The sequence below is a fragment of the Pseudomonas helleri genome, assembly GCF_009600315.1.
Lineage (GTDB): Bacteria > Pseudomonadota > Gammaproteobacteria > Pseudomonadales > Pseudomonadaceae > Aquipseudomonas > Aquipseudomonas helleri_A.
Genome location: NZ_WIWC01000005.1, coordinates 132,579 through 146,537 on the forward strand (window position 1 = coordinate 132,579; position 13,959 = coordinate 146,537).

The 13,959-nt window shown below is 58.7% G+C and carries 13 protein-coding genes; 10 read left to right on the forward strand and 3 right to left on the reverse strand.

Features of this window, described 5'->3' with window-relative positions; genetic code table 11:
• Positions 1-156 precede the first annotated feature (156 nt).
• Together GHN86_RS05205 and GHN86_RS05210 are read left to right on the forward strand one after the other, a co-directional pair.
• On the forward strand, positions 157-942 hold the full coding sequence (locus tag GHN86_RS05205; protein WP_153379354.1) for an outer membrane protein OmpK: 786 nt from the start codon (positions 157-159) through the stop codon (positions 940-942).
• A 117-nt stretch (positions 943-1,059) separates the two neighbouring features.
• Positions 1,060-2,265, forward strand: coding sequence for an MFS transporter (locus GHN86_RS05210; protein ID WP_153386195.1), 1,206 nt, complete (start codon positions 1,060-1,062; stop codon positions 2,263-2,265).
• Here the strand turns inward: GHN86_RS05210 and GHN86_RS05215 are convergent.
• Entirely contained in the window at positions 2,262-3,203 is a 942-nt protein-coding gene (locus tag GHN86_RS05215) for a DUF808 domain-containing protein (protein WP_153381277.1), read from the reverse strand. The two genes, GHN86_RS05210 and GHN86_RS05215, sit on opposite strands and share 4 nt — an antisense overlap.
• Positions 3,204-3,336: 133 nt before the next feature.
• Here GHN86_RS05215 and GHN86_RS05220 point away from each other — a divergent pair, with 133 nt between their 5' ends.
• Positions 3,337-3,942 carry a TetR/AcrR family transcriptional regulator gene (locus GHN86_RS05220; protein WP_153381279.1) on the forward strand — a complete coding sequence of 202 codons (606 nt, stop codon included), beginning with the start codon at positions 3,337-3,339 and terminating at the stop codon, positions 3,940-3,942.
• 160 nt (positions 3,943-4,102) lie between these two features.
• Here the strand turns inward: GHN86_RS05220 and GHN86_RS05225 are convergent, their stop codons facing one another.
• Entirely contained in the window at positions 4,103-4,543 is a 441-nt protein-coding gene (locus tag GHN86_RS05225) for a GlcG/HbpS family heme-binding protein (protein ID WP_153381281.1), read from the reverse strand.
• A gap of 266 nt (positions 4,544-4,809) precedes the next feature.
• On the opposite strand from GHN86_RS05225, the gene gcl reads away from it, so the two are divergent.
• The 7 genes from gcl to GHN86_RS05260 all read left to right on the forward strand — a co-directional run bounded on the left by gcl (position 4,810) and on the right by GHN86_RS05260 (position 13,359).
• Entirely contained in the window at positions 4,810-6,585 is a 1,776-nt protein-coding gene (gene gcl, locus GHN86_RS05230; RefSeq protein WP_153381283.1) for a glyoxylate carboligase, read from the forward strand.
• A gap of 56 nt (positions 6,586-6,641) precedes the next feature.
• On the forward strand, positions 6,642-7,424 hold the full coding sequence (gene hyi / locus GHN86_RS05235; RefSeq protein WP_153381285.1) for a hydroxypyruvate isomerase: 783 nt from the start codon (positions 6,642-6,644) through the stop codon (positions 7,422-7,424).
• Positions 7,425-7,462: 38 nt separating this feature from the next.
• Positions 7,463-8,353: a 2-hydroxy-3-oxopropionate reductase gene (locus GHN86_RS05240; protein ID WP_153381287.1), complete on the forward strand. Its 891-nt coding sequence runs from the start codon at positions 7,463-7,465 to the stop codon at positions 8,351-8,353.
• 125 nt (positions 8,354-8,478) lie between these two features.
• The gene (locus GHN86_RS05245) at positions 8,479-9,363 is read left to right on the forward strand and encodes an urea transporter (protein ID WP_153381289.1); all 885 of its coding nucleotides are present in this window, start codon (positions 8,479-8,481) and stop codon (positions 9,361-9,363) included.
• Positions 9,364-9,402: 39 nt separating this feature from the next.
• Positions 9,403-10,224, forward strand: coding sequence for an ion transporter (locus GHN86_RS05250; RefSeq protein ID WP_153381291.1), 822 nt, complete (start codon positions 9,403-9,405; stop codon positions 10,222-10,224).
• 93 nt (positions 10,225-10,317) lie between these two features.
• Positions 10,318-11,322 (forward strand): sulfate ABC transporter substrate-binding protein, encoded by a 1,005-nt coding sequence (locus GHN86_RS05255; RefSeq protein WP_323369956.1) that lies wholly within the window; start codon positions 10,318-10,320, stop codon positions 11,320-11,322.
• Positions 11,323-11,430: 108 nt separating this feature from the next.
• A complete protein-coding gene (locus tag GHN86_RS05260; protein WP_153381293.1) occupies positions 11,431-13,359 on the forward strand; it encodes a DNA topoisomerase III in 1,929 nt (642 codons plus the stop codon).
• A 21-nt stretch (positions 13,360-13,380) separates the two neighbouring features.
• Here the strand turns inward: GHN86_RS05260 and GHN86_RS05265 are convergent, their stop codons facing one another.
• Positions 13,381-13,776 carry a hypothetical protein gene (locus tag GHN86_RS05265; protein WP_153381294.1) on the reverse strand — a complete coding sequence of 132 codons (396 nt, stop codon included), beginning with the start codon at positions 13,774-13,776 and terminating at the stop codon, positions 13,381-13,383.
• Between the last annotated feature and the right edge of the window lie 183 nt (positions 13,777-13,959).

Genomic DNA, 13,959 nt, shown 5'->3' on the forward strand with positions numbered 1-13,959 from the left:
CTGGCCAAAAATCGTTATGGCCCAGTCTTTGCTCTAAGCAATAAACCTGACCTTTCAGGCAACTTTTTAATACTGATTTTATAAGCCGGAATCAAGGCGCCTATACAGAGCGCAGGTTCATGCAACGGCAGCAACCTTAACGTTTGGAGCAACCGAATGAAGCGCACACTCACCAGCCTGATGCTTGCGGGGAGCTTGTTGGGCGGGACCACGGCAGTCGCCGAAGACCTGTTTCAGTGGCAAACCAACAGCCTGACGTATTTGTATGGCAAGGACTTCCAGGTCAACCCGAAAATCCAGCAAACCATGACGTTCGAGCACGCCGACAGCTGGAAATACGGTGATAACTTCTTCTTCCTTGACCGCATTTTTTACAACGGCAAAAAAGACGGCAACGTCGGTCCTAACACCTATTACGGCGAATTCACCCCTCGCCTCTCGTTCGGCAAAATCTTCGACCAGAAGTTTGAATTCGGCCCGATCACAGACGTACTGCTGGCCATGACCTACGAGTTCGGTGAAGGCGACTCGGACGCTTACCTGATCGGCCCGGGTTTCGACTTGAACGTGCCGGGTTTCGACTACTTCCAGTTAAACTTCTACCAGCGTTTCCCGGAAGGCAGCCGCGCTGGCCGTGGCGTATGGCAGATCACCCCGGTGTGGTCATACACCGTGCCACTGGGCAAGTCTGACGTGGTCATCGACGGTTATATGGACTGGGTGGTCGATAACGACAAGAACTCGCGCGGTACTTACCACGCCAACCTGCACTTCAACCCGCAGATCAAATATGACTTGGGCAAAGCCTTGAACTGGGGCGCCAAGCAGTTGTACGTCGGTGTTGAATACGATTACTGGAAAAACAAGTACGGGATTGAAAACAGCAGCTCGTTCAAAACCAATCAGAACACCACGAGCCTGTTGGTCAAGTACCACTTCTGATCCTGATCAGTGACTGCGGACGCGCAAGGAAGCTGCGTCTCAGGGCTGTAACACAATATTCCCACTTCCCGCACAGAGCCTTTACACTCGCGCGCATTCCCAATGTGCGGAGCCTGTATGGCTAACCCTTATCGCGAGATTTTCAGCGCCCCCGGAAGCAAGGCTTTTTGTGCCGCTGGCCTGATCGCTCGCATGCCTATTTCCATGACCGGTATCGGCATCATCACCTTACTCGCGCAACTGCACGGCTCGTATTGGCTGGCGGGCGCGGTGGCCGCCACCTTTGCCCTGGCAATGGCCTTGCTGGCACCGCAAATTTCGCGCTGGGTAGACCGCTATGGGCAGCGCCGCGTACTGCCCGGCGTGGCGACGATTGGCGTATGCGCCCTGCTCGGCTTGCTGTTGTGCAGTCATTTGGGCGCGCCCAACTGGACGCTGTTTGTTTTTGCGGCACTGTCCGGTTGCATCCCCAGCATGCCGGCAATGGTCCGCGCACGCTGGAGCGAGCTATACCGCGGCTCGCCCAAATTGCACACGGCCTTCTCGTTCGAATCGGTACTCGATGAAGTGTGTTTTATCGTCGGCCCTCCAATTTCCGTGGGCCTGAGCGTGGGCCTGTTTCCCGAGGCAGGGCCGCTGTTGGCGGCCATCTTGCTGGCCGTCGGCGTGACCCTTTTTGTGCTGCAACGGCAAACCGAACCGCCAGTACACCCGCGCAGTGACGCGCACAGCGGCACCGTGCTGCGTCAGGGCGCCGTGGTGATTTTGATGATGGCCCTGCTCGGGCTGGGCACCATTGTCGGCACCGTGGACGTGGTCAGCGTGGCGTTTGCTCAGCATCAGGGGCAACCCGCCGCCGCCAGCATCGTGCTCTCGGTGTACGCGCTGGGCTCGTGCATCGCCGGGCTGGTGTTCGGCACGCTGAAGCTCAAGACACCGCTGCCCACACTGTTCCTGTTTGGCGCGGCGGCCACCGCACTCACCGTGGTGCCGCTGATGTGGGTCAGCAGCATCGCCACGTTGGCGGCCGCCATGTTTGTCGCAGGTTTGTTCTTCGCCCCCACCCTGATCACTGCGATGGGGCTGGTGGAAAATATCGTCCCGCCCGCCAAATTGACCGAAGGCCTGACCTGGATGATAACCGGGCTGGGCATCGGTGTGGCGCTGGGCGCCGTCGCTGGCGGCTGGGTGATCGACGCCTATGGTGCCCAGGCCGGTTTCAGCGTATCGCTGGCCGCGGGGCTGGGCATGCTGCTGTTTGCCGTGCTGGGCTACCGCCTGCTGCAAAACAGCACCCACCCGCACCCGGCCTCGCTGGCCTAACCTTTCACGGCGCGCCAGATCTTGCTGACGCCCGTCACCACCGCCAACACCACCGCGCCGGCAATAATGCCGGCTACGGCGTTAACCAGCGTCGGCACGATCACCGACAACGGGCCAACAAATGGGGCGACGCTGGCAGTGATGCTTTCAACCCCGTGGTGCAACACCGGGACGCCGTGGGTCAGAATCCCGCCACCCACCATAAACATGGCGGCGGTGCCAATGATGGTCAGGCTTTTCATCATGTATGGCGCGGCATTGAGCACCACCTGACCGAAACTGCGCTGAAAGCGCGGCCAGGCGCCTTCGCCGGTTTTATGGGTCAAGTACAGGCCGCCATCATCGAGGCGAACGATACCGGCCACTACACCGTACACGCCGATGGTCATCACAATCGCAATGCCCGACATCACCACCACTTGCTGAATCAGCGGTGAGTCCGCCACGGTGCCGAGGGTAATGGCAATGATTTCAGCCGAGAGGATAAAGTCAGTGCGAATGGCCCCCTTGATTTTATCTTTCTCAAAAGCCACCAGATCGACCTCGGCATTGGCCAAAGCCTCCTGCCGCGCTTTGCGCTTCGCTTGAGTGTCGTCCTGACTGTGCAAAAACTTGTGCGCGAGCTTCTCGAAGCCCTCAAAGCACAGGTAAGCACCGCCCACCATCAGCAACGGCGTCACCGCCCACGGGATGAAAGCGCTGATCGCCAACGCCGCAGGCACCAAAATCAGCTTGTTGCGAAACGAGCCCTTGGCCACGGCCCACACCACCGGCAATTCGCGATCTGCCCGTACGCCGGAGACTTGCTGCGCATTGAGTGCCAGATCGTCGCCCAGCACCCCGGCAGTCTTTTTGGCGGCCATTTTAGTCATCAGTGCGACGTCATCGAGTACGGCGGCGATATCGTCGAGCAACATCAGCAAACTACTGCCAGCCATGAAAAGGTATTCCTTGAGGATTGAAAGTGCCTAAGCATAGCGCGGAAGCACCGCTGAGCTGCAATCTTGAGCCGCTCGCAGGCCCGGTGCTACCATGCCCGACCGCCCGAGTCGGCAAGGAAAGACCCGTTTTATGAGCAGCATCCGCGAACGTAATAAACACCTGATTTTGCGAGCCGCCAGCGAAGAGTTCGCTGACAAGGGTTTCGCCGCGAGCAAAACCAGCGACATCGCCGCCAAGGCCGGTGTGCCCAAGCCCAATGTTTATTACTACTTCAAGTCCAAGGAAAACCTGTACCGCGAAGTACTCGAAAGCATTATCGAGCCGATTTTGCGCGTCTCGACGCCGTTTAATGCCGATGGCGAGCCCAATGAAGTGCTGAGCAATTACATTCGCTCAAAAATCATGATTTCCCGCGACCTGCCGTTCGCTTCGAAAGTGTTTGCCAGCGAAATCATGCATGGTGCACCGCATCTGAGCGAAACCCAGGTGGGTTTGCTCAACGCTCAGGCCAAACACAACATCGAGTGCATCCAGACCTGGATCGACCGTGGCCAAATTGCCCCGATAGACCCGCATCACCTGATGTTCAGCATCTGGGCGGCGACGCAGACCTATGCTGACTTCGACTGGCAAATCTCCGCCATCACCGGCAAGGCCAAGCTCGACGACAGCGATTACGAAGCGGCGACCCAAACGATCATCCGCCTCGTGCTTAAAGGCTGTACGCCGGACTAAAAGCCCCGCATACGCTCCGTAGCAGCTGCCGAAGGCTGCGTCCGGCCGCGAAGCGGTCGTAAAATCAGCGTTCAGGGCGTGTCAGGCACACCCCAGGTTCTGGTTTGCGACTGCTGCGCAGCCGGACGCAGCCTGCGGCAGCTGCTACGGGTTTGCGCGTTTAAACCGCCACACCCGCATCCGCACGCAAACCTTGCGCCTCAACCGCGCTGATTGCGCATTGTTCGTCTATGTCCGACGTATCGCCGCTGATCCCCACCGCGCCCAATACGTTACCGGCCTCATCACGAATCAACACCCCGCCCGGCACCGGCACAATATCGCCCTGCCCCATGCCATTAAGGGCCGCGTAAAACGCCGGGCGCTGCTGCGCATCCAGCGCCAGCAAACGCGAGCCCTTGCCCAGCGCAATCGCGCCCCACGCCTTGCCAATCGCAATACTGGGCCGCAGCAGGGTGGCGCCGTCTTCGCGCTGCAACGCCAGCAAATACCCACCGCTGTCGAGCACCGCAACGGTCAATGGCGCAGCGTTTATCTGACGGGCTGCGCCCAGCGCCTGCGCGGTCAGGTTTAAAGCGACTTTCAAGGTTAAAGCACTCATGGTTGCCGTCCTTATCGTGTTATTGGAAAGCCTTTGGACGCCTGATGACAGGCAATCAATAAAGCCAATAGAACACAATATTTACATGCTTTGTATACAACTTTTAACTGATCAAAAACCTTAATAAGTACTGAACCTAGAAATACAGGGCCTTTCAGCGCAAAACCATGTCTTCAATAAAACTCATTGACCTCTTGCTGCGAGGATGAATACACTCGACTCACAGCCACTTGTATACAATTACAAAACGTAAGAGGCACAAAGCAATGAGCAAAATGAGAGCAATCGAAGCCGCCGTTTTGGTGATGCGTCGCGAAGGTGTCAATACTGCATTCGGTATTCCTGGCGCTGCCATTAACCCGCTGTACTCAGCCCTGCAAAAGGTGGGCGGTATCGATCACGTCCTTGCTCGCCACGTGGAAGGCGCCTCGCACATGGCCGAGGGCTACACCCGCACCAAGGCCGGCAATATTGGTGTGTGCATCGGCACTTCCGGCCCGGCTGGCACCGACATGGTGACCGGCCTCTACAGCGCATCCGCCGACTCGATCCCGATTCTGTGCATCACCGGCCAGGCTCCACGGGCACGGATGCACAAAGAAGATTTTCAGGCCGTCGACATCACCAGCATCGTAAAACCAGTCACCAAGTGGGCGACCACCGTGTTGGAACCCGGCCAAGTGCCGTATGCCTTCCAGAAAGCTTTCTTTGAAATGCGTTCCGGCCGCCCTGGCCCGGTACTGATCGACCTGCCCTTTGATGTGCAAATGGCCGAAATCGAATTCGATATCGACGCCTACGAGCCATTGCCACTGGCCAAGCCTTGTGCGACCCGCGTGCAAGTGGAAAAAGCCCTGGCCATGCTTGATCAGGCAGAACGCCCGCTGCTGGTGAGCGGCGGTGGCGTGATCAATGCCGATGCCAGTGACCGGCTGGTGGAATTTGCTGAACTCACCGGCATCCCGGTGATTCCGACCCTGATGGGCTGGGGCACGATCCCCGACGATCACCCGCTGATGGTGGGCATGGTCGGTCTGCAAACTTCGCACCGCTACGGCAACGCGACCCTGCTCAAGTCCGACGTGGTGCTGGGCATCGGCAACCGCTGGGCCAACCGTCACACCGGCTCGGTGGAGGTGTACACCGAAGGCCGCAAATTTATCCATGTCGACATTGAGCCGACCCAAATCGGCCGGGTGTTTACCCCCGATCTGGGCATTGTGTCTGACGCAGGGGCTGCCCTAGATGTGTTCCTGGAAGTGGCTCGCGAATGGAAAGCCGCAGGCAAACTGAAAAACCGCAGCGCCTGGCTGCAAGACTGCCAACAACGCAAAGCGACCCTGCACCGCAAGACTCACTTCGACAACGTGCCGGTCAAACCGCAGCGTGTGTATGAAGAGATGAACCAGGTGTTCGGCAAAGATACCTGCTACGTCAGCACCATCGGTTTGTCGCAGATTGCCGGTGCGCAATTCCTGCACGTGTACAAGCCGCGCCACTGGATCAACTGTGGTCAGGCGGGCCCGCTGGGCTGGACTATCCCGGCCGCGCTGGGCGTGGTCAAGGCTGACCCGGATCGCAACGTGGTCGCATTGTCCGGCGACTATGACTTCCAGTTCATGATCGAAGAACTGGCCGTGGGCGCGCAGTTCAACCTGCCGTATATCCACGTTGTGGTGAACAACTCCTACCTCGGTTTGATACGTCAGGCCCAGCGCGGTTTCGAGATGGACTACTGCGTACAGTTGTCTTTCGACAACCTCAACGCACCGGAACTGAACGGCTATGGTGTCGATCACGTGGCGGTTGCCCAAGGTTTGGGTTGCAAGGCCATACGCGTATTCGAACCCGATCAGATCCAACCCGCGCTGCGTCAGGCTCAAGAGATGCTCAAAGAGTTCCGCGTGCCGGTGGTGGTCGAAATTATTCTGGAGCGTGTGACCAATATTTCGATGGGCACCGAAATCAACGCCGTCAATGAGTTTGAAGACCTGGCGCTGGTGGGTAACGATGCACCGACCGCCATTTCGATGCTGGATTAATTAATCGCCCATACCCACCCTCTCCCGGCGGGAGAGGGACAAAGCAGGAGTTCACCATGCCGCGTTTTGCCGCCAACCTGTCCATGCTGTTCACCGAGCAGGATTTCCTTGTCCGTTTTCAAGCGGCTGCCAACGCCGGTTTCCACGGCGTCGAATACCTGTTCCCTTATGACTACAGCTCTGCCGAGATCAAGGCGCAGCTGGAGGCCAACAAACTGACCCAAGTGCTGTTCAACCTGCCGGCCGGAGACTGGGCCAAAGGCGAGCGCGGGATTGCCTGCCACCCGGATCGGATTGAAGAGTTCCGCGCCGGGGTCGATCTGGCCATCGCCTACGCCCAAGTACTGGGCAATGACCAAATCAACTGCCTGGCGGGCATTCGGCCACAAGGTGTGGACGACGCGACCGTCGAAAACACCTTTGTCGCCAACCTCAAATACGCCGCCGACAAATTGCAGGCCGTGGGCATCAAGCTGGTGATGGAGTCCATCAACACCCTCGACATTCCCGGCTTCTACCTGAACAACACCCGTCAGGCGCTGGCGATACAGGACAAGGTCGGCAGCGCCAACCTGTTCCTGCAATACGACATCTATCACATGCAAATCATGGAAGGTGATCTGGCCCGCACGATGCAAACGCACCTGCGCCAGATCAACCATATCCAACTGGCTGACAACCCTGGCCGTCATGAACCGGGCACGGGTGAAATCAATTACCGCTTCCTGTTCGACCACCTGGACCGCATCGGTTATCAGGGCTGGGTGGGCTGCGAATACAAGCCGCTGACCAGCACTGAAGCAGGCCTTGGCTGGCTCAAAACCCATAACGCGGTTTAACGGCGCGCCAACACTCAATAAAAACAAGAGGATTTGTCATGGCTAAAATCGGATTTATCGGCACCGGGATCATGGGTTCGCCTATGGCCAGCAACCTGCAAAAGGCCGGGCACAGCCTGTTCCTGTCGACCCACCACGGCGCCGCACCCGCCGAGCTGTTGGCTGCAGGCGCCGTGGCGCTGGCCAGCCCCAAAGAAGTGGCTCAGGAAGCCGAATTCATCATCGTCATGGTGCCGGATACCCCGCAGGTCGACGACGTATTGTTCCGCGAGGACGGCATCGCCGCGGGCCTGAGCCCGAACAAAGTAGTGATCGACATGAGTTCGATCTCGCCCACCGCCACCAAAGCCTTTGCAGAAAAAATCAACGCCAAAAAAGCGTTTTACCTCGACGCACCCGTGTCTGGCGGTGAAGTAGGCGCCAAAGCCGGCACCCTGAGCATCATGGTCGGCGGCGACGAAAAAACCTTCGAGCGCGCCCTGCCATTGCTGCAAAGCATGGGCAAGAACATCACCCTGGTCGGCGGCAATGGCGATGGCCAAACCGCGAAAGTGGCCAATCAAATCATCGTCGCCCTGAACATTCAGGCGGTGGCTGAAGCCTTGGTCTTCGCCGCCAAAAACGGAGCGGACCCGGCCAAGGTACGTGAAGCGCTGATGGGCGGCTTTGCCTCCTCCAAAATCCTCGAAGTGCATGGCGAACGCATGATCAAAGGCACCTTTGATCCGGGCTTCCGCATCAGCCTGCACCAGAAGGACCTCAACCTGGCACTGGCGGGCGCACGTGAACTGGGGATCAACCTGCCCAACACCGCCAACGCGCAACAAGTGTTCAGCACCTGTGCGGCACTGGGCGGCAGCAACTGGGATCACTCGGCGCTGATCAAAGGCCTGGAACACATGGCCAACTTCTCGATTCGCGACAAGTAACCCGCGCACACCGGCAAACGTAGTCGCTGACGAGGCACGAAGGCTGCGATGGGCTGCGAAGCGGCCCTTTTTTACGCCCCAACGACCCTCTACCTGTGTCAGCGACGCTACCCAGAGCAGCCACCATGAACGCCCCTCCCCTCAGTCATCACTGCCCCGACTGGGCCACCGCCCTGTGCGCAGGTTTTGCCCAAATCTTCCTGCAACGCCAACCGCTGTGCGGTGTGTTGTGCCTGCTGGCCATTTTGTTCTGCGCCCCTGCGCTGCTGGGCGGAGCCCTGCTGGGCGGCCTTGCCGGGCTACTCACCGCGCAGCGCCGCGACTACCCCAAAGCGCAGCGACAGGCTGGCCTCTACAGTTACAACGGCATATTGCTGGGGCTGTTACTGAGCTATCACTTTGAATGGTCGGCCATGCTGCCCCTGCTGATCATCGCCAGTGCCGGGGTCAGCAGCATCCTTGTTCATCATTGGCTCAAACGCGCAACCAGCCCTTACACCGCGCCTTTTATCGGCATCGGCTGGATACTGCTGTTTCTCGAAAACCCTCCTGCATCAGGCTTTATTCAAGAGCAAGCGATTACCGGTCTGACCCTCATTGAAGGGCTGTTCAAAGGCGTCGCCCAAGTCATGCTGCTGGATCACCCGTTGGCCGGGTTGTTGATTGTGCTGGGCTTGTGGCTAAGCAACTGGCGCGCCGCACTGTGGGCACTGGCGGGATCGTTGGCTGGATTGGTGTGCGCCCTGTTACAACAAGAGCCACACACTGCATTAAGCGGCCTGGGCGGTTACAACCCGGCGTTGGCAGCGCTGGCCCTGAGCCAACTGTCACGGCGCATGTGGCTGCCGCTGCTGGGCATTATCGCCACCCTGCTGATAACCCCCGCACTGATCGCCCTCGGCCTGCCTCCGTTGACCGCGCCTTTTGTACTGGGATGCTGGCTGGTGCTGGCCTGCGTGCGCCTGTTTGTCCCGTCGAACAAACAATCCGAGTTGCGCATTGAGCGCTAATCCCTGACTCTGCTGGGATTCAGGATCAGAGCCATTTGCATGAACAACCAAGATTGGCGCCAACGCCTCTACGTGATGGTGTTTCAAACCGACACGGCGGCCGGACGCCGCTTCGACAAGACGCTGTTGCTGATCATCCTGTGCAGTCTGGTGATCGTCGTACTCGACAGTATCGACAGCATTCACCGCAACTACGCCCATGCGCTGGCCTACATCGAATGGGGCTTTACCTTCGTCTTTGCCATCGAATATGGCCTGCGCTTGTACTGCTCGCCCAAACCCTTGCGCTATGCCTTCAGCTTTTATGGATTGGTCGACCTGCTGGCCATCTTGCCGGGGATTCTGGCGATTTATTACAGCGATGCGCAGTACCTGCTGATTATTCGCATCATCCGCATGCTGCGCATCTTCAGGGTGCTCAAGCTGGTGCCCTATTTGAGTCAGGCCAATTACCTGCTCTCGGCCCTGCGCGGCAGCAAACAGAAAATCGTCGTGTTTCTGGTCAGCGTCTGCACCCTGGTGACGGTGTTTGGCACCTTGATGTATGTGGTCGAAGGCCCGGAACATGGCTTCACCAGCATCCCGGTAAGCATCTATTGGGCCATCGTCACCCTGACCACCGTGGGCTACGGCGATATCGTGCCCAAAACCGTCATCGGGCAAATCATCTCGGCGATGGTGATGATCACCGGCTATTCGATCATCGCTGTACCCACCGGGATTTTCACGGCCGAGTTGACCAACGCCATGCGCGGCGAAAAACTCGAACACGACTGCCCCACCTGCAAGAAAAACCGCCACGAATCTTCGGCGTCTTTTTGCTCCCGTTGCGGTAATGCGCTATTTACTAAAAACGTATAAACAAAGTGCTTTTTAATCTTTTAAGGACTATGCGCCAGCCGCTATAGTCGCTGGCAAAGTGCCCCTATTGCTCCCTATAACAAGGACTCTGCAGTGAAAAAACTCTTTACCGCCTCCCTTCTGGCCGCTGGCCTGGCGCTGAGCGCAGTCGCCCACGCCGCCCAGCCACCGCTGCTGAACGTGTCCTACGACGTGATGCGCGACTTCTATAAAGACTACAACCCGGCCTTCCAGAAGCACTGGGAAGCCGAACACAAAGGCGACAAACAAACCATCCAGATGTCGTTTGGCGGTTCCAGCAAACAGGCGCGCTCAGTGATCGACGGCCTGCCGGCTGACGTCATCACCATGAACATGGCCACCGACATCAACGCCTTGGCAGACAACGGCAAACTGGTCCCCGAGAACTGGGTCACCCGCCTGCCGGACAACAGCGCCCCGTTCACCTCGGCCACCGTGTTTATCGTGCGCAAAGGCAACCCCAAAGCACTGAAAGACTGGCCCGACCTGGTGAAAGATGGCGTACAAGTGATCGTGCCCAACCCGAAAACCTCGGGCAATGGCCGCTACACCTTCCTCTCTGCATGGGGTTATGTGGAGAAAAATGGCGGTGACGAAGACAAGGCCAGAGCTTTTGTTGCAAAGCTGTTCAAGAACGCGCCAGTGCTGGATACCGGCGGCCGTGCTGCGACCACCACGTTTATGACCAACCAGATCGGCGACGTACTGGTGACCTTTGAAAACGAGGCTGAAATGATCGCCCGTGAATTCGGTCGCGACCAGTTCGAAGTGATCTACCCGAGTGTGTCGGCCGAGGCTGAGCCGCCGGTGACTGTGGTCGATAAAGTGGTCGACAGAAAAGGCACACGTGAAGTGGTCGAGGCTTACCTCAAATACCTGTGGTCGCCTGAAGGTCAGGAAATCGCCGCCAACAACTACCTGCGTCCTCGCGACCCGGCAGTGCTGGCCAAATACAGCGATCGCTTCCCGAAAGTTGACTTCCTGTCGGTGGAGAAAACCTTCGGCAACTGGCGTGACGTGCAGAAAAAGTACTTCAACGACGGCGGCGTATTCGACCAGATTTACAACGGTCAATAAGCGACAACCCCGCATAACTGTATAAAAACACAGTTAAAACGATTGCCCTTTGTCCATTCTCTGCCCATGCTGTGCACCTTGTGTACAGCATGATGAATGAGTGGACCAATGCGGCTGTTTCTGTGTGAAAAACCCTCCCAGGCCAAAGACATTGCCGCCGTGCTCGGTGCCAGCCGACGCGGCGATGGCTGCTGGGTGGGCGCCAATGCCACCGTCACCTGGTGCATCGGCCATCTCCTTGAAACAGCCCCGCCCGACGCCTACGACGAGCGCTACAAACGCTGGGTGCTGGCCGATCTGCCGATCATCCCCGAAAAATGGAAAATGCGCGTCAAGCCCAAGACTGCCAGCCAGTTCAAGGCCGTCAAGCGCTTGCTCGGCGAAGCCAAAGAGCTGGTGATCGCCACCGACGCCGACCGTGAAGGTGAAATGATCGCCCGTGAACTGGTGGAGCATTGTCGTTATCGCGGCCCCATTCAGCGCCTGTGGCTGTCCGCACTGGACGACGCGTCTATTCGCAAAGCCTTGAACGCGCTCAAGCCCGGCGCAGAAACCTTCAACCTCTACCACTCGGCCCTGGGACGTTCACGGGCTGACTGGCTGATCGGCATGAACATGAGCCGCCTGTTCACCCTGCTGGGGCGTCAGGCCGGTTATCAAGGTGTTTTGCCAGTGGGACGTGTACAAACGCCGACACTGCGGCTGGTGGTCGACCGTGATCGCAGCATCAGCGACTTCGTCCCCGTCGCCTTCTGGGCCATCGATGTACAGCTCAACCACGACCATCAGCTGTTCACCGCTCAATGGCGCGCCGACCCCGACACCTGTGACGATCAAGACCGCTGCCTTAATCAGGCCCACGCGCAGCAGGCAGCGGCAGCCATGCAAAACGCCAGCAGCGCGCGGGTGGTCAAACTGCGCACCGAGCGCATGCGCGAAGTGGCGCCGCTGCCCTTCGATCTGGGCACCTTGCAAGAAATCTGCTCGAAAAAACTCGGTCTCGGCGCTCAGGAAACCCTCGACATCGCGCAAGCGCTGTACGAAACCTACAAGCTGGTGACCTACCCGCGCAGTGATTGCGGTTACTTGCCACAAAGTCAGCACAGCGAAGCGCCTGCCATTCTGGCTGCCTTGGCTCACGCCGACCCGGCGCTGGCGCCGCTGGCTGGGCACCTCGATCCACAGCGCCGTTCACGGGCCTGGAACGATGGCAAAGTCAGCGCTCACCACGGCATTATTCCCACGGCGGCGGCAAAGAACCTTGAGCGCCTGAGCGGCAAACACCGCGCGGTCTACACCTTGATACGCGCACGCTACCTGGCGCAATTTCTGCCCAACCACGAATACGACCGTACCCAGGCTGACTTTGATTGCGCGGGTCAGGCCTTGCGCGCCGTGGGCAAACAAATCGTCGAACCCGGCTGGAAGCGCGCGCTGCCCGAAGCCCTGACTCCGGCCAAAGGTCGCGAAGCCCCGGCCCCACAACCGTTGCCACGATTGCACGAAGGGTTGGACTACGCCGTTGCCAACGTCCACCTCAAAGACCTGTGGACCCAGCCGCCCAAACCGTTCACTGAAGGCGATTTGATCAAAGCGATGAAAAACGTCGCCAAGCTGGTGCAAGACCCGCTGCTTAAACAAAAACTCAAGGACACCACCGGCATTGGTACCGAAGCGACCCGTGCCGGAATTATTCAGGGTTTGATCGACCGCGGTTACATGAGCAAAAACGGCAAGGCCCTGGCGGCCACGCCAGCTGCCTTCAGTCTGATTGATGCGGTGCCCCGGGCCATCGCCGACCCCGGCACCACCGCCATCTGGGAGCAGGCACTGGATATGGTGCAAAGCGGCGAAATGACCCTCGACATCTTTGTCGCCAAACAGGCGGCATGGATGCGCAAACATATCGAGCGCTGCAGCGCCATGACCATGACCATCAACGGCCCGGCCAGCCCGGCGGGGACGGCGCCTGCGTGGAAGAAAAAGCGCAAGGCCCCGGCGGGCAAAGCCAAGGTAAGACGGGCGACTAAAACCTAAGGCCCCTATACCCCACAACCCTTATTTGAATTGACGGCTCAACCCTGGCGGCACGCCGCTGATGTCAGTCTCTTCCCACGGCCCATTGGGGCTGACGGCGCGACTCCAGCCGTTGTTCCAGCGGTAATAGGCGCGCTGTCGATAGAAGACGTTGGTCTGGTCATCCAGCACATACACCCCAAGGCGAGCGTCCCAATGGCTCGGGCCACCCGGCGGCGGCGCGAAGGTAGCCGAGGTGCGCGGCAGCGGCTTGGGCGGTTTGGGAATGGGCATGTCCGGCAGCGGTTTGCCGGAGGGCTGTGTCGAGGGCTGCGGCGCAGGCGTGGAGGGCTTGCTCGGTTCGTAAGGCTGATGAACCGCACAGGCGCTCAGGCCTAACGCCAGGCTGAGCACAGTGATGCGTGCAAGTGGATTCATGGCAATTTCTCTTGTTTACACATTATTCAGGCAATGATTGTGGGGATGGACCCGTTGGCGAAGGCATGCAAATACCCTGTAGCAGCTGACGAGCTCCGCGAGGCTGCGATCGGCGGCAAAGCCGTCGTAAACCTTTAAATCCGGTGAAGCAGGCACAACCCATAGAACGTGCGACGATTGCAT